Annotated in this window: 13 protein-coding genes and 1 pseudogene; 12 read left to right on the top strand and 2 right to left on the bottom strand. The window is 69.3% G+C overall.

The genetic code is table 11. From position 1 onward, the window contains the following. Nucleotides 1-185: 185 nt before the first annotated feature. The 3 genes from OG819_RS51495 to OG819_RS51485 all read left to right on the top strand — a co-directional run bounded on the left by OG819_RS51495 (nucleotide 186) and on the right by OG819_RS51485 (nucleotide 5648). Complete coding sequence (locus OG819_RS51495) at nucleotides 186-2705, top strand: ATP-binding protein (RefSeq protein WP_266657429.1); 2520 nt, start codon at nucleotides 186-188, stop codon at nucleotides 2703-2705. A gap of 107 nt (nucleotides 2706-2812) precedes the next feature. Next, nucleotides 2813-3562: a DUF4118 domain-containing protein gene (locus OG819_RS51490; protein WP_266636759.1), complete on the top strand. Its 750-nt coding sequence runs from the start codon at nucleotides 2813-2815 to the stop codon at nucleotides 3560-3562. 214 nt (nucleotides 3563-3776) lie between these two features. After that, nucleotides 3777-5648 (top strand): NAD-binding protein, encoded by a 1872-nt coding sequence (locus OG819_RS51485; protein ID WP_266656834.1) that lies wholly within the window; start codon nucleotides 3777-3779, stop codon nucleotides 5646-5648. A 3-nt stretch (nucleotides 5649-5651) separates the two neighbouring features. Here OG819_RS51485 and OG819_RS51480 read toward each other — a convergent pair whose 3' ends face one another. Further along, the gene (locus OG819_RS51480; RefSeq protein WP_266656833.1) at nucleotides 5652-6026 is read right to left on the bottom strand and encodes a hypothetical protein; all 375 of its coding nucleotides are present in this window, start codon (nucleotides 6024-6026) and stop codon (nucleotides 5652-5654) included. 496 nt (nucleotides 6027-6522) lie between these two features. Between OG819_RS51480 and OG819_RS51475 the strand changes: the two genes are divergently transcribed. The 9 genes and pseudogenes from OG819_RS51475 (at nucleotide 6523) to OG819_RS51435 (ending at nucleotide 18387) form a co-directional block, all read left to right on the top strand. Next, nucleotides 6523-8367 (top strand): APC family permease, encoded by a 1845-nt coding sequence (locus OG819_RS51475; RefSeq protein WP_266656832.1) that lies wholly within the window; start codon nucleotides 6523-6525, stop codon nucleotides 8365-8367. Between the two features lie 298 nt (nucleotides 8368-8665). Next, nucleotides 8666-8755 (top strand): K(+)-transporting ATPase subunit F, encoded by a 90-nt coding sequence (kdpF, locus tag OG819_RS51470; RefSeq protein ID WP_016434100.1) that lies wholly within the window; start codon nucleotides 8666-8668, stop codon nucleotides 8753-8755. 8 nt (nucleotides 8756-8763) lie between these two features. Continuing rightward, nucleotides 8764-10428 carry a potassium-transporting ATPase subunit KdpA gene (gene kdpA, locus OG819_RS51465; RefSeq protein WP_266656830.1) on the top strand — a complete coding sequence of 555 codons (1665 nt, stop codon included), beginning with the start codon at nucleotides 8764-8766 and terminating at the stop codon, nucleotides 10426-10428. Then, nucleotides 10425-12560 (top strand): potassium-transporting ATPase subunit KdpB, encoded by a 2136-nt coding sequence (gene kdpB, locus OG819_RS51460; RefSeq protein WP_266656828.1) that lies wholly within the window; start codon nucleotides 10425-10427, stop codon nucleotides 12558-12560. The genes kdpA and kdpB overlap by 4 nt, the downstream gene beginning before the upstream one ends. Before the next feature lie 5 nt (nucleotides 12561-12565). Continuing rightward, nucleotides 12566-13234, top strand: a complete 669-nt coding sequence (locus OG819_RS51455) for a potassium-transporting ATPase subunit C (RefSeq protein WP_266636772.1) — start codon at nucleotides 12566-12568, stop codon at nucleotides 13232-13234. Between the two features lie 124 nt (nucleotides 13235-13358). Next, nucleotides 13359-14042, top strand: coding sequence for a response regulator (locus OG819_RS51450; protein WP_266656826.1), 684 nt, complete (start codon nucleotides 13359-13361; stop codon nucleotides 14040-14042). Between the two features lie 71 nt (nucleotides 14043-14113). After that, nucleotides 14114-16660 carry a sensor histidine kinase KdpD gene (locus tag OG819_RS51445; RefSeq protein ID WP_266656824.1) on the top strand — a complete coding sequence of 849 codons (2547 nt, stop codon included), beginning with the start codon at nucleotides 14114-14116 and terminating at the stop codon, nucleotides 16658-16660. A 202-nt stretch (nucleotides 16661-16862) separates the two neighbouring features. Further along, a pseudogene (locus tag OG819_RS51440) lies at nucleotides 16863-17815 on the top strand (hypothetical protein); the annotation flags it as partial. A 392-nt stretch (nucleotides 17816-18207) separates the two neighbouring features. Next, the gene (locus OG819_RS51435; RefSeq protein ID WP_266656822.1) at nucleotides 18208-18387 is read left to right on the top strand and encodes a hypothetical protein; all 180 of its coding nucleotides are present in this window, start codon (nucleotides 18208-18210) and stop codon (nucleotides 18385-18387) included. 314 nt (nucleotides 18388-18701) lie between these two features. Here OG819_RS51435 and OG819_RS51430 read toward each other — a convergent pair whose 3' ends face one another. Further along, nucleotides 18702-19727 carry a hypothetical protein gene (locus tag OG819_RS51430; RefSeq protein WP_266636780.1) on the bottom strand — a complete coding sequence of 342 codons (1026 nt, stop codon included), beginning with the start codon at nucleotides 19725-19727 and terminating at the stop codon, nucleotides 18702-18704. Between the last annotated feature and the right edge of the window lie 297 nt (nucleotides 19728-20024).

Genomic DNA, 20024 nt, shown 5'->3' with positions numbered 1-20024 from the left:
CGGAACGGCGCCAAGGATGCGTCAAGGGTCGTGCCGGGTGACCTGCGGAAGGGCTTCGGTGGGGGGAAGTACTCCTTCCCCATGGGGAGTTGATCGTCAGTGAGTGGAGCACGTCGGCTGCGATGAGTGACGTACGGAACGATGTGAGTGACGTACAGGCCGACAGGGGGGATGTCCGGCCCGGCCTGGGTGACGTACGGCCCGGTCGGCTGAAGGTCTTCCTGGGGGCCGCCCCGGGCGTGGGCAAGACCTACCGCATGCTCGACGAGGGACGGCGCAGGGCGGCGCGCGGCGCCGATGTGGTGGTGGGGTTCGTGGAGTGTCACGGGCGCCCCGGCACCGAGGCGATGCTCGACGGCCTGGAAGTGGCCGGGCGCCTCCCGTGTGTCTATCGCGGCGGGGAGTTCGAGGAGATGGACCTCGCCGCGGTCCTCGAGCGCCGCCCGCAGGTCACGATCGTGGACGAGTTCGCCCACAGCAACGTCCCTGGCGAGGGCCGCAATCCCAAGCGCTGGCAGGACATCGAGGAACTCCTCGCCGCCGGGATCGACGTCATCACGGCGCTGAACATCCAGCACCTGGAATCCCTCAACGACGTGGTCGAGAAGATCACGCGGGTGCCGCAGCGCGAGACGGTGCCCGACGAGGTCGTACGACGGGCCCAGCAGATCGAGCTGGTGGACATCCCGCCCGAGGGGCTGCGCCGCCGGATGGCGCACGGCAACATCTACGCCCCGGAGAAGGTGGACGCGGCGCTCGCGAACTACTTCCGGCCCGGCAATCTGACCGCGCTGCGTCAGCTGGCCCTGCTGTGGGTGGCCGACCGGGTCGACGAGGCGTTGCAGTCCTACCGCTCCGAGCACGGCATCGGCGGGGTGTGGGAGACGAGGGAGCGGGTGGTCGTGGCCCTCACCGGCGGGCCCGAGGGGGACACCCTCATCCGGCGGGCCGCCCGGATCGCCGACCGGTCCGTGGGCGGTGACCTGCTCGCCGTGCACGTGACCCGCAGCGACGGCCTCGCCGCCGGCGCCTCGCATGCCTCACTCGCCCGGCAGCGGCGGCTGATTGAGGACCTCGGCGGCAGCTACCACTCGGTCGTCGGCGACGACGTGGCCACCGCCCTGGTGGAGTTCGCCCGCGCCGAGAACGCCACCCAACTCGTCGTCGGCACCAGCCGCCGCGGCCGTATCGAGCGCTTCGTCACCGGACGTGGTACGGGTGAGACAGTGGTGGAGCTCTCCGGGGACATCGACGTCCACATCGTCACGCACGAGCGCGCAGGACGCGGCACGCTGCTGCCCTCGCGGCGGCGCACCCTGTCGACCGCGCGCCGGGTCGCGGGCCCGGTCACCGGGCTGCTGCTGCCGGTGGCGCTCACCTTTCTGCTCGATCTCGACTGGGCCCGGGACCGGCTCAACCTCACCAGCGAGGCGCTGCTGTTCCTGCTCACCGTGGTGGGGGTGGCCTGCATAGGCGGGGTCGTCTCGGCGGTGATCGCCTCGGTGACGGCGTCCCTGCTGCTCAACTACTGGTTCATTCCGCCCGTCGGGCAGTTCACGCTCGACGATCCCAACGCGCTGCTGGCGCTGGCGGTCTTCGCGGCGGTCGCCGCCGTGGTCGCCGGCGTTGTCGACCGCTCCCTTCGCCTGTCCCGGCGCTCGGCGCGGGCGACGGCCGAGGCGGAGACCATGTCGTCGCTCGCGGGCACGATCGTGCGGGGCGGTGCGACCATCCCGGCATTGGTGGAACGGACCCGGGAGACCTTCGGCATGGACTCCGCGGAACTGGTGGACGAGCCGCCAGACGCCGCCCGGGCGTCCGAAGCCGCCGGCGCGACCGTCGTGCCCGCGGGCCCCAGTGCCTTCCTGGTCCTGCGTGGCCGCACCCTGCCGTCCTCCGAGCGGCGCGTACTGTCCGCCTTCGCCGCGCACGTCGGCGCCGCCGTCGAACGGGCCCGGCTCGCCGAGGCCGCCGCCCAGGTCGAACCGGTCAAGGCCGCCGACCGGATGCGTACGGCGCTGCTGCGGGCGGTCGGCCACGACCTGCGCACCCCGCTGGCCGCCGGCTGGGCCGCCGTCACCTCGCTGCGCAGCCGTGACGTGGAGTTCTCCCCGGAGGACCGGGACGAACTCCTCGCCACCGCCGACGAGTCCATGGCCCGGCTGAACCGGCTGATCGAGAATCTGCTGGACCTCAGCCGCCTCCAGGCGGGCGCGCTCACCCTGAACCTTCGGGCCACCACCCTGGAGGAGGTCCTCCCGGCGGCGCTGGCCGACACCCCTGACGCGGAGGTGGCGGACCTGGAGGAGATCCCGGCAGTCCTGGCCGACCCACCGCTCCTCGAGCGGGTGATCGCCAATCTGGTCGGCAACGCCGCCCGCCACAGTCCGGCGGGACGCAGGGTCCTGCTGACGTCCAGCGCCCACGCGGGCCGGGTCGAAGTCCGGGTCGTCGACCGTGGCCCCGGCCTGCCGCCCACCGACCTCGACCGTCTTTTTGAACCCTTCCAGCGCCTCGGCGACACCGACAACACCACCGGACTGGGCCTGGGCCTCGCCCTCGCGCGCGGTCTGACCGAGGCGATGGACGGCACGCTCACTCCGGAGGACACTCCCGGCGGCGGTCTGACCATGGTGCTGTCCCTGCCCTTTGCCGAGCGGGTGGAGCACTCCAGTGCTACGCAGAGCATAGGAGGAGGCGTATGAGCCTTCAGAAGAGCTTTCGAACGGGCCCTCACATGAGCCTTCGAAAGAGCGACGTAGGCGGGCGCGGGCCCGAAGGCGCCGCGGTGGACGCAGGAGGTGAAGGCGTGATGACCGGCTATGCGATCCGGGACCGGCTCGCCCTGGTGGCGGGCCTCGCGGGGCCGTTCCTGGTGGCGCTCGCGCTTGTGCCGTTCCGTACGGACCTGTCGCGCACCAACGCGGCGCTGATCCTGGTCGTGGTGGTCGTCGCGGTCGCGGCCCTCGGGAGCCGCGTGGCGGGAGCGGTCGCGGCGCTGTCCGCCGCCGCCTGGTTCGACTTCTTCCTCACCCGCCCGTACCAGACCTTCGACATCACCGCGTCCGCCGACATCGAGACCGCGGTCCTGCTTCTGGTCGTCGGCCTGATCGTGTCCCAGCTCGCGGCCCGTGCCCGTCGCCTGGAGGTGATCACGGTGACGGACGCCGGCTACCTGGCCCGTATCCACGAGACGGCCGAGCTCGCCCAGTCCGCCAAGTCCGCGGACACCGTCGTCGACCACGTCCGCCGGGAACTGACCGCACTCCTCGGCCTGCGGGCCTGCCGCTTCGAGTACGGCACCCTCATGGGACAGCCGCCCCGCCTGGAACAGGACGGGCATGTGGCGGTCGGCCGCCGGCACTGGGACATCGACGGCGGAGGCTGGCCGGACGGCGAGATCGAACTGCGTACATACGGCAACGGCCACTACCTCGGCCGCTTCATGCTCACGCCCGGCCCGGGCCCCGTGCCCCCGCTCCAGGCCCGCCTCGTCGCGGTCACCCTCGCCGACCAGACGGGCGCGGCCCTCGACACGGCGGGGCCGGTCAAGGACGGGTGACACCTGGAACCCCTCCGACGGCATGGACTATATGGGCGGCATGGACGGTCGTCACGAGGAGCATCTGACCTGCCGGTATCGCGGGCCGCTCCATACGGAACGTTGACGCGATCCCCCGTCCCATCCGGAACCGGGCGCGCCCGTCCTGCCGTTCATGACTGATGTGACGTCAACTCTGCATCTACGAACGGAACTTGGCCCCAGATCCCAGCACATGGTGATCTGCGGCGACGACGGTCTCGCGCACCGGCTCGCCGTCGAACTGGACGCCGTGTGCGGAGAGGCCGTCACCGTCGTACTGCCCTCCCGGCGCGACGGGCGCGGCGCCGAGATCGCCGCGCTGCACCGCGACCCGCACTCGCCGATCGAGCTGCTGGTGGCCCCGCATCCGGACGAGCAGACCCTGCGGTCCGCGGGCGTGCAGCGGGCCGCGGCCCTCGCGTTGACCTACGGCGACGACCAGGTCAACATGACCGCGGCGCTCCTGGCCCGGAGCCTCAATCCCTCCATACGCCTGGTCATCCGCATGTTCAACCGCGAACGCGGACACCACCTGGAACGCCTCCTGGACCGGGCTGCCGAGGCCACGGGAGGAAACGGCGACGATCCGTGGCCGGACATGTCCACCACGGTACTGTCCGACGCCGACACCGCCGTACCGGAACTCGTGGCGGCCGCCGCGGTCGGCCATGGCCACACCCTTCAGGTCGAGGGCAAGGTCTTCCGCGGTGTCGTGCGGGCCGCCGGGTCGCCACCCCGGTCGGCCGATCTGACCACCCTCGCCGTGCTCTCCGGCTCGCACCAGGACGACCCGGCGAGTGAGGACAGCCCCGAGACGCCGGGGGAGGAAGGCACCCAGCTCCTTCCCGACACCCGCACCGCCTACCACCGGCAGTTCACCCACGGCCGGCTGATGCTGGAGGAGGTCACCCACCACCACGCGCCCGAGCCGCCCGCCCGGGAACGCCACGGCCTGGCGGGCTGGCTGCGGGCACGGCTCGCACACCTGCCGTGGCGGGTGTTCCTCTCCCGCGAGGTCATCGCGGTCTACGGGGTGCTGGCCGCGATCGTGCTGGCGCTCGCGGCCGCCACGGCGCTCTTCGCGCACGAGCACCCGTGGTGGAAGAACGTCTATCTCCCACTGCTGGACATCTTCACGATGGGAGACCCGGCGACCGACGAGGCCGTGGCCCGCCGCGTGCTCCAGCTGATCGCGGGCTTCGTCGGCCTGGCCGTGCTTCCGCTGGTCGTGGCCGCGACCATGAACGCCACCGAGGCGTTCCGGACCGCCTCCGTCAGCAACGCGCCCGCCGACGACCTCTCCGACCACATCGTCGTGGTCGGCCTCGGCAAGATCGGCACCCGGGTGCTCGCCCAGCTGTGCACCACCGACCACCGCGTCGTGGCCGTGGAACGGGACCCGCACGCGCGCGGCGTTGCCCTCGCCCGCCAGCTCGGCGTCCCGCTGCTGCTGGAGGACGCCGGAGCACCGGGCGTCCTCGACCACGCACGCATCCGGCACAGCAGGTCGGTGCTCGTCCTCACCCACGACGACGGTGAGAACCTCGACATCGTGATGGCCGCGCGCGAGACCAACCCCGGTGTACGGGTGGTGATGCGGCTGTACGACGACGACTTCGCCGCCACCGTCCAGCGCACCCTGCGCGCCTCCTACCCCCAGGCCCCCACACGCAGCCGCAGTGTCTCCGCGCTTGCTGCGCCCTCCTTCGTCGCCGCGATGATGGGCCGTCATGTGCTGGGCGTGATGCCGGTCGAGCGCGGCTCGCTGCTGTTCACCGTGGTGGACGTGGCCGGCCATCCCGAACTGGAGGGGCGTTCGGTGCACGAGGCGTTCCGGGAGCACGAGTGGCGGGTCCTGGCCGTCGGCTCGGCCACGGCGCACTCCACGTCGTCCTCGCCGGACACCCTCGCGGGGATCCGGCTCCACCGGCCCGGCCTCGACTGGCGCCCGCCGCATGGGCGGGTCCTGCGTGCGGGGGACCGTGTCGTGCTCGCGACGACACGGCGTGGCCTGGACATCCTCACGACCGGGGTGCAGCCACATCCGGCCGATCGGCGGGGATGAGCGTCACTCCAGGCCGGAGACCTTGAACACGGTCAGGGCGGTTTCCCGGTCGACCTGCTCCGAGACCCGGCGCAGGGCGGTCTGCCCACAGGTCAGCGATCCGCAGGCCGCCGCTTTGTGTGCGTCCTCGTCCAGGCGGCGCCACAGGTCTGGGTTGTTCACCAGGACCTTGGGGTCGATCTCGACCCGGTCGCCGAACGTGTCCCGCAGGACGAGCCGCTGGGAGATGCCGTCCAGGCAGCGCACCGACACCAGCAGGTCGGTGCGGACCCGGCGCCGCCGCAGCAACCCCTGTGAGGCCAGCCACCCCTCGCCGACGGTGACCCTGTGCGGGAACAGGACCACGAAAAGGAGCGCGGCGAGGCCGGCCCACAGCACCGCGCGCAGGGCGGTGAAGGTGCCGGCCCCCCAGTCGATGAGCAGGAGAAGGGCGAGGAGTACGCCAGCGCAGCGGATCGAGCTGCGCAGGTCCTGGGCCCAGAATCAGTCGCGAGCGGTTTCGGCGGGGGTGTCCGTGTGTCCGTGGACCGCGTTGTGTCGCGCGTCGTTGCGGCGTCCGATAAGGACGACGGTAGATACCCGGAGGGCCTGAATCCGGTCCCTTGACGCGTCTCTGATGGGTGCCCTGCTCCTTCTTGACGCCCGGTCGTGATGGGCGCCGTGGGAAGGTCTTCGCTCCGATGGGAGTCGTGGGGGAGAGCCGTGGGGGAGTCGTGTGGGTCACACGACCGTCAGGGTCCCGTCAAGGTCCGGGGCTTCGGCGCGAAGAAGGCGCAAGGAAGGATCGAAAGCGGCCGGGGACGGACAGAACCTGGGCGGACCCGCGCATCGCCTCCCCGCGTGCGCGGGTCACCGCGTAAGGAGCCCGTATTCCATGTCTGTCCTGACCATCGAGCCGGGGGCGACCCCCGCCGACGAGGAGCCGCCGGATACCGGCGAGCGCCACCGCCTCACCGCCCTCACGGGTCTGGCCGCCCTGTCGCTCGACGCGATGGCGTCGGTGGCGTACGGCCCCGAGGCGATCGTCCTGGTGTTGGCCGCGGCGGGTGCGCACGGCCTCGGCTTCACGTTGCCGGTGACGCTGGCCATCGCCGGGCTGCTGGCGGTGCTCGTCGCCTCGTACCGGCAGGTGATCGCCGCGTTCCCGGACGGCGGCGGGTCGTACGCCGTGGCCAGGACCCACCTGGGCGCCCGTACGAGTCTGGTGGCGGCGGCCTCGCTGGTCCTGGACTACGTGCTCAATGTGGCGGTCGCCGTCACTGCCGGCGTGGCGGCCCTGACCTCGGCGTTCCCTGAGCTGTACGGCGACCGGCTGTGGCTGTGCCTGGCCGTCCTGATGGTGATCACGGGGGTGAATCTGCGGGGGATCGTGGAGTCGGCGCGGGCGTTCATCGTGCCGACCGTGATCTTCGTCGGCTCGATTCTCGTCCTCATCGTGGTGGGGCTGTTCCGGTCCGCGCCGGTGAGCACGGCAGCCGCGGCCGGCCATGGCTCGGTGCTGGCGGACAACGCGACGACGGTCGGCGCGCTGCTGTTGCTGAAAGCTTTCGCCTCCGGGTGCAGCGCGCTGACGGGTGTCGAGGCCCTCGCGAACGCGGTGCCGTCCTTCCGCGTTCCCCGGGTGAAGCGGGCTCAGCGGGCGGAGGTGGCCCTGGGGGCCGTCCTCGGTGTGATGTTGATCGGGCTGTCGGTCCTTATCTCGCGCTTCCACCTCCAGCCGGTGGAGGGCGTCACGGTCCTCGCCCAGCTCGCGGACGCCTCGTTCGGCCACAACTGGGCTTTCTACGTCATCCAGTTCGCCACGATGATCCTGCTGGCGCTCTCCGCGAACACGTCCTTCGGCGGTCTGCCCGTGCTGCTGAAGCTGCTGGCGCGTGACAACTACCTCCCGCACGTTTTCGCCTTGAAGGCCGACCGGCAGGTCCACCGTCACGGTGTGCTGGCGCTGGCCGCCGTCTCCGCCGTGCTGCTGGTCTTCTCCGGCGGTGACACCAACACCCTGGTGCCCCTGTTCGCCATCGGTGTCTTCATCGGCTTCACGATCGCGCAGGTCGGGATGGTCCGGCACTGGCGTGGTGAGCGGGGGAGGGGGTGGCGGGGCAAGGCTCTGCTGAACGGTTTCGGCGCCGTGCTCACGGGCGTCTCGGCGGTCGTGGTGACGGCGACCAAGTTCGAGGACGGTGCTTGGCTGATCGTGATCGCCGTGCCGCTGCTGGTGGCCGCCTTCGAGACGGTGCACCGGGCGTACGCACGCATCGGCGAACAATTGGGCCTCGGCCGCATCCCGACTGAGCCGCCGCACCGCGACCGCTCCGTCGTCATCGTGCCCGTGTCGAACCTGTCCCGCCTGACCTGCGAGGCGCTCAACGCCGCTGCCTCCCTGGGCGATGAGGTGCGCGCGGTCACCGTCTGCCACCCCGACCCCGAGGACCGCGCACACGCGCATGCCCTGGCCCGGGACTGGGCGCAGTGGGACCCCGGCGTCCCGCTGATCGCCCTCACCTCCGAGCGACGCGCGCTGGGCCGCCCGATCGCCACGTACGTGGCCGAGACGGCCACGAACGAGCCCGGCACCCGGGTCACCGTGCTGATCCCCGAGGTCGAGCCGGACCGGCTGTGGCAGCGGTTGCTGCAGAACCAGCGGGGTGCGGTCGTTGCCCACGCGGTGCGCCGTGACACGGACGCGGTGATCTGCCGGCTGCGGTTCCGTATCTCCTGATGCGGCCGCCTCGACGGCCCGCACCTCGCCGGTGCGGGCCGAGGGCGTCTTCAGGCGGCCGGGTGGATTAGTTCCCCCTGGTGGACGTGTCGGGCGTAAGAGTTCCGTCAAAGGCGTACCGGCTGCCGTAAGAGAGGTGTCAACGGCGGCCGAATCCGGCCACGGAGGCGCTTTCCTCTAACAGTCCGTTCGATCCGATCCTCATCTAGGAGTTCGCGATGGCCGATCTGGCCTTCGTCGTCACCACGATCGCGGTGTTCGCGCTGGTGGCCCTCGTCGCCAAGGGGGTGACGAAGCTGTGACCGCCGAGAACATCGTCGGCCTGGTCGTGGCCGTCGCCCTGCTGGGCTATCTCGTCCTCGCCCTGATCTTCCCGGAGAGGTTCTGAGAAGCGATATGAGTCCCGTTCTTGCCGGTGTGCTCCAGCTGCTCGCTTTGATAGTGGCACTGGGGCTCGCCTACGTCCCCCTCGGCGACTACATGGCCAAGGTCTACTCCTCCGACAAGCACCTGCGCGTCGAGAAGTGGATTTACAAGGGCATCGGTGCCAACCCGAACACGGAGATGCGCTGGCCCGCGTACCTGCGCGGCGTCCTCGCCTTCTCCGCGGTCAGCGTCCTCTTCCTCTACCTGCTGCAGCGCCTCCAGGGCCATCTGCCCGGCTCGCTCGGCTTCTCCGCCATCGACCCGGACCAGGCGTTCAACACCGCCGCGTCCTTCGTCACCAACACCAACTGGCAGTCGTACTACGGCGAGCAGGCCATGGGCCACGTCGTGCAGACCGCCGGTCTGGCCGTGCAGAACTTCGTCTCCGCCGCCGTCGGCATCGCGGTGGCCGTCGCGCTCGTACGGGGCTTCTCCCGCTCCCGCACCGGTGAGCTGGGCAACTTCTGGTCGGACCTGGTGCGCGGTGTCGTGCGCATCCTGCTGCCGCTCTCCGTCGTCGCCGCGATCGTGCTGGTGGCGTGCGGTGCGATCCAGAACTTCTCCGGGATTCACTCGGTGGGCCAGTTCATGGGTGGCTCGCAGCAGTGGAACGGCGGCGCGGTCGCCTCGCAGGAGGCCATCAAGGAGGTGGGTACCAACGGCGGCGGTTACTTCAACGCCAACAGTGCGCACCCCTTCGAGAACCCGACCCCGTTTACGAACCTCTTCGAGATCTTCCTGTTGCTGGTCATTCCGTTCGCGCTGACCCGCACCTTCGGCCGCATGGTCGGCTCGATCAGGCAGGGCTACGCGATCCTCGCGACGATGGCCACGATCTGGCTCGGCTTCATCGCCCTGATGATGTGGACCGAGTTCGCCCACCACGGTCCGGCGTTCGACATCGCCGGCGGTGCGATGGAGGGCAAGGAGAACCGCTTCGGTGTCGGCGCCTCGTCGATCTTCGCGGTGTCGACCACCCTGACCTCGACGGGTGCGGTGGACTCCTTCCATTCCTCGTTCACGGGTCTGGGCGGGGGCATCGCGATGCTGGGTATGCAGCTGGGTGAGATCGCGCCCGGTGGTACCGGCTCCGGTCTCTACGGCATGCTGATCATGGCAGTCATCGCGGTGTTCATCGCGGGGCTCATGGTCGGCCGCACGCCGGAGTACCTGGGCAAGAAGATCGGCACCCGCGAGATCAAGTTCGCGGCCTGCTACATCCTCATCACCCCGGCGCTGGTGCTGATCTTCACCGCGGCGGCGATGGCCCTGCCCACCCCGGGCAACTCGATGACGAACTCGGGCGCGCACGGCTTCTCCGAGATCCTGTACGCCTACACGTCGGGCGCCAACAACAACGGCTCGGCCTTTGCGGGTCTGAACGCGGACACGCAGTGGTTCAACAGCACCATCGGTATCGCGATGCTGCTGGGCCGGTTCCTGCCGATGGTGTTCGTGCTGGCGCTGGCGGGTTCGCTGGCCGAGCAGAAGCCGGTCCCGGCGACCGCGGGCACCCTGCGCACCGAGAAGCCGCTGTTCACGGGTCTGTTGGTGGGGGCCATCCTGATCATCACCGGTCTGACCTACTTCCCGGCGCTCGCGCTGGGTCCGCTGGCCGAGGGGTTGGCGTCATGACCACACGTATAGACAACCAAGAGGACGCCGTGTCCACGACTACTCCCACTCGGGCGCCGCACAGCGATGTGCCGACCGGCCACAAGGACGAAGGAAAGGTCGGCGCGGGTCTGTTCGACCCCAAGCAGCTGATCAAGTCGCTGCCGGACGCCTTCCGCAAACTCGACCCGCGGGTGATGGTCAAGTCCCCCGTGATGTTTGTGGTCCTCATCGGCTCGGTCCTGACGACGATCTTCTCCTTCAAGGACCCGGGTGACTGGTTCGGCTGGGCGATCAGCGCCTGGCTGTGGCTGACCGTGATCTTCGCCAACCTGGCGGAGGCGGTGGCCGAGGGCCGCGGCAAGGCGCAGGCGGACACGCTGCGCAAGGCCAAGACCGACACGGTGGCCCGTCGGCTCTCCTCGGACGGCATGTCCGAGGAGGAGGTTCCCGGTACCGAGTTGCGCGTCGGTGACCTGGTCGTCTGCGAGGCGGGTGACATCATCCCCGGCGACGGTGACGTCGTCGAGGGTGTGGCGAGCGTCGACGAGTCGGCGATCACCGGTGAATCGGCCCCGGTCATCCGGGAGTCCGGCGGCGACCGCAGTGCTGTGACCGGCGGTACGAAGGTCCTCTCCGACCGGATCGTCATCAAGATCACGACGAAGCCCGGTGAGACCTTCATCGACCGGATGATCGCTCTGGTCGAGGGCGCGGCTAGGCAGAAGACGCCGAACGAGATCGCGCTGAACATCTTGCTCGCGTCGCTCACGATCGTCTTCCTGCTCGCGGTCGCCACGCTGCCGCCGTTCGCGGACTACGCGGGCACGCACCTGACGATGGTCGTGCTGGTGGCCCTGCTGGTCTGCCTGATCCCGACGACGATCGGCGCGCTGCTCTCGGCGATCGGTATCGCGGGCATGGACCGGCTGGTGCAGCGCAACGTGCTGGCCATGTCCGGAAGGGCAGTTGAGGCGGCGGGTGACGTCTCGACCCTGTTGCTCGACAAGACGGGCACCATCACGCTCGGCAACCGTCAGGCGTCGGAGTTCGTGCCGGTGACCGGGACGACCGAGGCCGAGGTGGCCGACGCGGCGCAGCTGTCGTCGCTGGCCGACGAGACGCCCGAGGGCCGCTCCATCGTGGTCCTGGCGAAGGAGAAGTACGGACTGCGCGAGCGGCACCAGGGCGAACTCGCGGGGGCCGAGTGGATCGCCTTCACCGCCCAGACCCGTATGTCGGGTGTGGACGTCGACGGACGCAAGATCCGCAAGGGCGCGGCCGGTTCGGTCATCACCTGGGTCAAGGAACAGGGCGGCACTGTCTCCGAGGACGCCGACACGCTCGCCAACCGGATTTCGGAGGCCGGTGGCACCCCGCTCCTTGTCGCCATTGAGGATGGCGAAGGCGCCCGCGTCCTTGGCGTCATCCACCTCAAGGACGTCGTCAAGGAAGGCATGCGCGAGCGGTTCGACGAGCTGCGCCGGATGGGCATCAAGACCATCATGATCACGGGTGACAACCCGCTGACGGCCAAGGCGATCGCGGACGAGGCGGGCGTCGACGACTTCCTCGCGGAGGCGACTCCCGAGGACAAGATGGCGCTGATCAAGCGGGAGCAGGCGGGCGGCAAGCTCGTCGCGATGACCGGTGACGGCACCAACGACGCCCCCGCGCTGGCGCAGGCGGACGTGGGCGTGGCGATGAACACGGGTACGTCGGCCGCCAAGGAGGCCGGCAACATGGTCGACCTCGACTCGAACCCGACCAAGCTCATCGAGATCGTCGAGATCGGCAAGCAGCTCCTCATCACCCGGGGCGCGCTGACGACGTTCTCCATCGCCAACGACGTCGCGAAGTACTTCGCGATCATCCCGGCGCTGTTCGCGGCGGTGTACCCGGGCCTGGACAAGCTGAACATCATGCACCTGTCCTCGCCCGACTCGGCGATCCTGTCCGCGGTCATCTTCAACGCGCTGATCATCATCGCGCTGGTGCCGCTCGCCCTGCGGGGTGTGCAGTACCGGCCGGTGAGCGCCGACAAGATGCTGCGGCGCAACCTCGGGATCTACGGCATCGGCGGCCTGATCGCCCCCTTCATCGGCATCAAGATCATCGACCTGCTCATCTCCCTCATCCCCGGAATCGGCTGATCCCCATGAACAACTCGGTTACCAACACCGCCCGGTTGCTCTGGGCCGGACTCCGTGCCCTCCTCGTGCTCACCGTCATCTGCGGTGTGCTGTACCCGCTGGCGATCACCGGGGTGGCCCAGGGCCTGTTCTCCGACCAGGCGAACGGCTCGGAGATCAAGGCGAACGGCACTGTCGTCGGCTCCTCGCTGATCGGCCAGTCCTACAACCTGCCACTGAAGAAGGGCCAGGAGACCCCGGATGCCGACCTGAAGTGGTTCCAGGGCCGCCCCGCCAACGGACTGGGCGCCAACAGCGTCAACACGCAGTACAAGCTGATCCTGTCCGGTGCCACCAACCGTTCGGGTGACAACGCCGACCTGATCAAGTGGGTCAAGGATGCCAAGGCCGCCGTCATCAAGGACAACTCGGTGAACGGCTACACGGTCAGGCCCTCCGACGTGCCCGCCGACGCGGTGACGTCCTCCGGCTCCGGCCTGGACCCGGACATCTCCCCGGACTACGCGGACATCCAGGTGCACCGGATCGCGGAGAAGAACGGCCTGCCCGTCGCCCAGGTGCAGAAGCTGGTCGACGAGCACACCGACGGCCGCACCCTCGGCTTCATCGGCGAGCCCCGCGTCAACGTCCTCCAACTCAACATCGCGCTCAAGGAACTCGTGGCGAAGAGCTGATGGGCTTACATGCACCACGCGGGAGTCGGCGGACGGGGACACACCCCCAACCGCCGACTCCCGTGGCCATGAGGCCGGTTCCGACCGCTCCGGCCCTCCGCATGCTCAGGAAAGGCGCACACCGATGACCCGGGTACTGGTGGTGGAGGACGACCCTCAGCTCGTCCGGGCCCTCGTGATCAACCTGCAGGCCCGCAAGTACGGAGTGGACCCGGCCCCCGACGGCACTACCGCACTGCGCCTCGCCGCCGCCCGCCAGCCCGACGTGGTCCTGCTCGACCTCGGCCTGCCCGACATGGACGGCACGGACGTCATCAAGGCCCTGCGCGGCTGGACCCGCGTACCGATCCTCGTCCTGTCCGCCCGCCGGGCATCCGACGAGAAGGTCGCGGCCCTCGACGCGGGCGCCGACGACTACATCACCAAGCCGTTCAGCATGGACGAACTCCTCGCCCGGCTGCGCGCCGCCGTCCGCCGCACCGAGGACATTCCACTGGGCCCCGAGACCGTCCTGGTCACCACGGAGCACTTCACCATCGACCTGCTCGCCAAGAAGGCCACCCGCGCCGGGCACGACGTACGCCTCACACCGACCGAGTGGCATCTGCTGGAGATCCTGGTCACCAACCCCGGCCGGCTCATCACACAGAGGCAACTGCTCCAGGAGGTGTGGGGCAGCTCCCAGACCAACAAGACCAATTACCTGCGGGTCTACATGGCCCAACTCCGCCGCAAACTGGAGGCGGACCCCGCCCACCCCCGCTATCTGATCACCGAAGCGGGCATGGGATACCGCTTCGAGAACTGACCCCTGTTCGACGCGGGCCCCGACACCGACCCTCACCGACCGCAGACTCGCAGACACGAAGAGACGAGACCATGGCACGCGGCAAGCTTCGGATCTACCTCGGTGCGGCACCGGGGGTCGGCAAGACGTACGCCATGCTGTCCGAGGCACACCGCCGTGTCGAGCGGGGCACCGACTGCGTCGTCGCCTTCGTCGAGCACCACCACCGGCCGCGCACCGAAGTGATGCTGCACGGCCTGGAACAGATCCCGCGCAAGGAACTGGAGTACCGCGGCACCGTCTTCACCGAGATGGACGTGGACGCGGTACTCGCCCGGCACCCCCAAGTGGCTCTCGTCGACGAGCTGCCCCACACGAACATCCCGGGTTCACGCAACACCAAACGCTGGCAGGACGTCGAGGAACTGCTCGCCGCCGGGATCGACGTGATCTCGACCGTCAACATCCAGCACCTGGAGTCACTGGGCGACGTCGTCGAGTCCATCACCGGCATCCGGCAGCAGGAGACCGTACCGGACGAGGTCGTACGGCGGGCGGACCAGATCGAGCTGGTCGACATGTCCCCGCCGGCACTGCGCCGCCGCATGGCGCACGGCAACATCTACAAGCCCGACAAGGTCGACGCGGCCCTGTCCAACTACTTCCGCCCCGGCAACCTCACCGCCTTGCGCGAGCTCGCCCTGCTCTGGGTCGCCGACCGGGTCGACGAGTACCTCAATGAGTACCGCAGCGAGCACAAGGTCTCGAAGATCTGGGGCTCGCGCGAGCGGATCGTCGTCGGGCTGACCGGCGGCCCCGAGGGCAGGACGCTGATCCGTCGCGCGGTGCGGCTCGCCGAGAAGGGCGCCGGCGGCGAGGTCCTCGCGGTCTACATCGCCAGCAGTGACGGACTGACCAACGCCTCGCCCAAGGAATTGGCCGTCCAGCGCACCCTCGTCGAAGACCTCGGCGGCACCTTCCACCACGTCATCGGGGACGACATACCGGTCGCGCTGCTCGACTTCGCGCGTGGCGTGAACGCCACGCAGATCGTCCTCGGTGTCTCCCGCCGCAAGGGATGGCAGTACGTCTTCGGACCGGGTGTCGGCGCCACCGTCGCCCGGGAGTCGGGGCCCGACCTCGACGTCCACCTGATCACCCACGACGAGGCGGGCAAGGGACGCGGACTGCCCATCGGCCGGGGGGCACACCTCGGCCGGCTGCGCGTCGTCTGGGGCTGGCTGGTCGGCGTGGCAGGCCCGGCCCTCCTCACGTTCCTCCTCGGCAGCGTCACCCCCGAAGTCGGCCTCGCCAACGACATGCTGCTGTTCCTGACGCTGACGGTGGCCTCGGCCCTGCTCGGCGGGCTCTATCCGGCGCTCGCCTCGGCGCTGGTGGGCTCCCTGCTGCTGAACTGGTTCTTCACTCCGCCCGTCCACACCCTGACGATCGCCGACCCAGAGAACATCGTCGCCATCGCGATCTTCGTGGGAGTAGCCGTGTCGGTGGCCTCTGTGGTGGACCTTGCCGCCCGCCGCACCCATCAGGCGGCCCGGCTGCGCGCCGAGTCGGAGATCCTTTCCTTCCTCGCCGGCAGCGTCCTGCGCGGGGAGACAAGCCTGGAGGCCCTGTTGGAGCGGGTCCGGGAGACTTTCGGCATGGAGTCGGTGGCCCTCCTGGAGCGGGCCAGTGACGTCGATCCGTGGACCTGCGCGGGCAGTGTCGGCACGCGGACGGTGGTCGAGCGGCCGGAGGACGCGGACGTCGACATGCCGGTCGGCGATCACATGGCGCTGGCCTTGTCGGGCAGGGTTCTGCCGGCCGAGGACCGGCGGGTGCTGGCGGCGTTCGCCGCACAGGCCGCGGTGGTCCTGGACCGCCAACGGCTGCAGTCCGCGGCCGACCAGTCGCACGCCCTCGCCGAGGGCAACCGCATCCGCACCGCGCTGCTGGCCGCGGTCAGTCACGACCTGCGCACCCCGCTCGCAGGGATCAAGGCCGCAGTGTCCTCACTCCGCTCGCAGGACGTCGAATGGTCCGAGGATGACCAGGCGGAGCTGCTCGAAGGCATCGAGGAGGGCGCCGACCGGCTCGACCACCTGGTGGGCAACCTGCTCGACATGTCCCGGCTCCAGACGGGCACGGTCACCCCGCTGATCCGCGAGATCGACCTCGACGAGGTGGTGCCGATGGCGCTGGGCGGCGTGCCCGAGGACAGCGTCGAGCTCGACATCCCCGAGACCCTGCCGATGGTCGCCGTCGACCCCGGTCTGCTGGAGCGCGCGGTCGCCAACCTCGTCGAGAACGCCGTCAAGTACAGCCCCGCCGACGAACCGGTCCTGGTGTCCGCGAGCGCCATGGCCGACCGGGTGGAGGTACGAGTGGTGGACCGCGGCCCGGGCGTCCCCGACGAGGCCAAGGATCGTATCTTCGAACCCTTCCAGCGGTACGGAGACGCTCCCCGCGGGGCCGGGGTGGGGCTGGGTCTCGCGGTCGCCCGAGGCTTTGCCGAGACCATGGGCGGCACCATCGCCGCCGAGGACACCCCTGGCGGCGGCCTCACCATGGTCCTCACCGTCCCGGCCGCACCGGATCTCCAGCCGGCCCCCGCCGACCTTCCGGCGACAGCCATCTCCTGACGCGTCGACGTCCCTCAGGACACCGTGCCCAGCAGCCTCCGGGCGTTTCCGCGCAGTCCAGCACGCCCCACCTCTCCTCTTCGTGCCACTCCCTGGCCCTTGCGATCGCCAGGGCCACGACCCTACGCGGCCGCCGCTTCCGGGCGATCCGAAGGACCATGGAGAAGTAAGAGGACCCGCTGGCGCCCGGAAGGAGCGAAACGTGCCGCACGGCACTCTCCGGGTCTACCTCGGGGCAGCCCCTGGGGTAGGCAAGACGTACGACATGCTCGGCGAGGGGCAGCGCCGCGCGGGGCGGGGCACCGACGTGGTCATCGCCTTCATGGAGGACTACGGCCGTCCGCTGACCCGGCAGATGGCCCAGGGGCTTGAGACCGTGCCCCGTAGGACCATGCGCTACCGGGAGGCGACCTTCACCGAGATGGACCTCGATGCCGTACTGGCACGCCACCCGAAGGTCGCGCTGGTCGACGAACTCGCGCACACCAACATCCCCGGCTGCCGCAACGAGAAACGCTGGCAGGAGATCGAGGAACTGCTCGACGCGGGCATCGACGTCATCTCCACCGTCAACATCCAGCACCTGGAGTCGCTGAACGACGTCGTCGAGCAGATCACCGGCATCAGACAGCGGGAGACCGTCCCCGACGAGGTCGTCCGCCGCGCCGACCAGATCGAGCTGGTATGTCGGCCGAGGCGCTCCGTCGGCGGATGGCCCACGGCAACGTCTACCCGCCCGAGAGGATCGACGCCGCTCTGGCGAACTTCTGCCGCGTGGGCAACCTCACCGCCCTGCGGGAGATCGCCCTGCCGTGGGCGGCCGACCGCGTCGATGAAGCCCTGCTGCGCTATCGCGAGGAGCGGGGCATCCAGGAACCCTGGGCCACCCGGGAACGCGTGCTGGTCACCCTGTCCGGTGGGCCGGAGGGCGAAACCCTCATCCGCCGCGGCGAGCGGATCGCCTCCCGGAGAGCGGGCGGTGAAATGCTCGCCGTCCACGTCATGAGCGGCGACGGGCTGGTCACCGCCTCCCCGCAGCTGCTGGACCGGCAGCGCGCACTGGTGGAAAGCCTCGGCGGCAGCTACCACACCCTCGTCGGCGACGAACCCGCCGAGGCCGTCCTGGACTTCGCCCGCCAGGCCAACGCCACCGAGCACCCGCCCTGCTGGCCCGGCTCCGCTCCGCTCCCGTCGCCCCGGTCAGTCTCCCCGCGTCCGTCCTCACCACGCTCATCACGTTACAAGTCCAGCTCCTGCGCAGTCTGCAGGCAACCATCACCCAGCTCGAGACGACCATCAAGAAGTGTCTCGCCAGGCACCCGCGCGCCGTCCTCCTCGCTCAGTTGCCTGGCGTGGGCACCATCAACCTCGCGCCTGCCCGCTGAGGTGGGCCCGATTTTCGACCGCGTCGAGTCCGCGAACAGGCCGCCGCCGAGTGCGGAGCCGCACCGGTAACCGAGGCATCCGGGAAGGCACACGGCGGCTACTTCCGGTGGGCCGCCAACACACGCGCCCGCAAGGCCTGTCACTGCCTTCACAACTCCCGCATGCAATCACCCTGGGCCGCCGCCCTCTTCGCAAACGCCCGCGCACGCGGGAAACGCAACCCGCACGCCACCCGTATCGTCGCCCGCGCATGGCTCCGCGTCATATGGGCCTGCTGGCACAACGCCACCGCCTACGACCCTGACAACCACCCCACCACCCGACGCCTCAAAGCCAGCTGACTTGACTCAGAGGACTCAAACGCTATGCGGCCCGGGAGGTCTTCCACCTGGTCATACAGCTACAGCCAGGACCCCGCTCATAGGGGCTGTGTGAGACGACGAAGCCCCGTCGGGCCTTCGAACGGACCCAGCCCGCATGCAACATCGCGGAACGCACTGTCGAGGAGCGGCACGTGCACCACAACACCATCGTCTACCGTTTGCACCGCCGTCTACCGTGTGCACCGCATCGAGGACCTGCTGCCCGTCCCGCTCGCCGAGCGGCGCCTCGAGATCCACGTCGCACTGCACCTCACCGCTGCTCGTGCTCAGCGTCATCCGAGTCCTTCCAGGCGCATTTCCTCGAGGTAGGTGGGCTCGTCGGGCCGCGCGCGGATCACCCGGGAGTAGCGGCTGGAGCTGCGGCACCAGTCGTGACAGCCCTTCATCTGGGCCTGGAGGTCATCGACGAAGACATAGGCGACGCCCCGGTCGTGCGGGGAAAGGGCCGCGGCATCGAAAAGTGCCGGGAGCCGTGCTTTCAGGCGAAGGAATTCATCGGTGTGGCCGCGGACTATCGACCGGGCCTCCGCGAGGGCCTCCCCACGTGAATAGTTCCGATGGTGCTGGAGTACGAGAACCAGGTTGTGACAGTCTCCTCTGGCTTCCTCCTTGGCAACCGAGAACACGTCCTGAACAATGTTGACGACCTGGACCGTCGCATTGTGCATTTCCTGGATCTCCGGCAGGGTAAACAGGGCATCAGGCACTTCGTAATGGCCGATGCGTTCGGCGTAGTCGATCAGCACATTCTCCAGTCCTGCCTTGTGGCGCAGACTGAGATATGTGCTGACGTCGGGAATGATGCCGCTTCGACGGTTGATGCTCTCGCTGGTGTAGGCGTTGAGAAAGTCTTCCCAGTTGCGGGTCGACCGCTGCTGCCACGCGGCGGACATTCCCCGGACCTGACGTGACCAGAGTGAGATGAGCCCGCTTGCCGCGGGGGTGAGACTTTTGTTCGGACCCGCGGGTACCGCGCCGGGACGCGCGTACACGACATCGATGAGTTCTTGGACGATCCGTGCGACTCTGTGCGGCTCCACTCCGAGCGGCCCATCGAACTGGTCGTCGAACAGGATGAACCAGCCTGCTATATCGACCCCCAACTCCAGGTCCACTCCGCCCGCATGTGGCCAGAAGCGGGCGGCTACCTCCGGCACGTTCCATCGGCGGTACTCGGGGAGGGACTCCTGGCTCAGCAGTCCATGCTCCTGGACCCAGCGGAAGTGGTGAAGCGCTGCCGATTCCATGGCCTGACTGACTCGAGAAGGGAAGGGGAGTTCGAACGAGTATTCCTGCATGACGCTCTCCTCGTCCGGGTGACCTTACGCGGATGACCTCGGCGAACCGCAAGCCCGCATCAGGCTAGCGGGTGTCCGATACGATTATCAGAGCGCGAGATGGCGGTCGGTCCAGAGTGGGAGCACAACCCCAGAGCGAGCAGAGTGGGAGCACAACCCCTGCGCAGTCGACCGGAGTCCGGCACCTCGGCGCTCAGGAAAGGCCAAGGACGAGGCTTCCTGCCGCAGTCGAACGCCGCGTGCGCGGAACGTGCCTGGCGAGAGGGTCAATTTCTGCGACGCGCTCACTCCTTCAGG

The organism is Streptomyces sp. NBC_01549 (genome assembly GCF_026339955.1).
Taxonomy (GTDB): Bacteria; Actinomycetota; Actinomycetes; order Streptomycetales; family Streptomycetaceae; genus Streptomyces.
Note: the sequence above shows the minus strand (reverse complement) of the source record. Positions and strands in the feature narration are given on the sequence as shown.

What these genes read in the sequence shown, in the direction of transcription:
- OG819_RS51490 (WP_266636759.1), top strand. Translation starts at nt 2,813, where the DNA reads ATGACCGGCTATGCGATCCGGGACCGGCTCGCCCTGGTGGCGGGCCTC.
- OG819_RS51445 (WP_266656824.1), top strand. Translation starts at nt 14,114, where the DNA reads ATGGCACGCGGCAAGCTTCGGATCTACCTCGGTGCGGCACCGGGGGTC.
- OG819_RS51475 (WP_266656832.1), top strand. Translation starts at nt 6,523, where the DNA reads ATGTCTGTCCTGACCATCGAGCCGGGGGCGACCCCCGCCGACGAGGAG.
- OG819_RS51485 (WP_266656834.1), top strand. Translation starts at nt 3,777, where the DNA reads ATGGTGATCTGCGGCGACGACGGTCTCGCGCACCGGCTCGCCGTCGAA.
- kdpA (WP_266656830.1), top strand. Translation starts at nt 8,764, where the DNA reads ATGAGTCCCGTTCTTGCCGGTGTGCTCCAGCTGCTCGCTTTGATAGTG.
- OG819_RS51455 (WP_266636772.1), top strand. Translation starts at nt 12,566, where the DNA reads ATGAACAACTCGGTTACCAACACCGCCCGGTTGCTCTGGGCCGGACTC.
- OG819_RS51430 (WP_266636780.1), bottom strand. Translation starts at nt 19,727, where the DNA reads ATGCAGGAATACTCGTTCGAACTCCCCTTCCCTTCTCGAGTCAGTCAG.
- kdpB (WP_266656828.1), top strand. Translation starts at nt 10,425, where the DNA reads ATGACCACACGTATAGACAACCAAGAGGACGCCGTGTCCACGACTACT.
- OG819_RS51450 (WP_266656826.1), top strand. Translation starts at nt 13,359, where the DNA reads ATGACCCGGGTACTGGTGGTGGAGGACGACCCTCAGCTCGTCCGGGCC.
- OG819_RS51435 (WP_266656822.1), top strand. Translation starts at nt 18,208, where the DNA reads ATGCAATCACCCTGGGCCGCCGCCCTCTTCGCAAACGCCCGCGCACGC.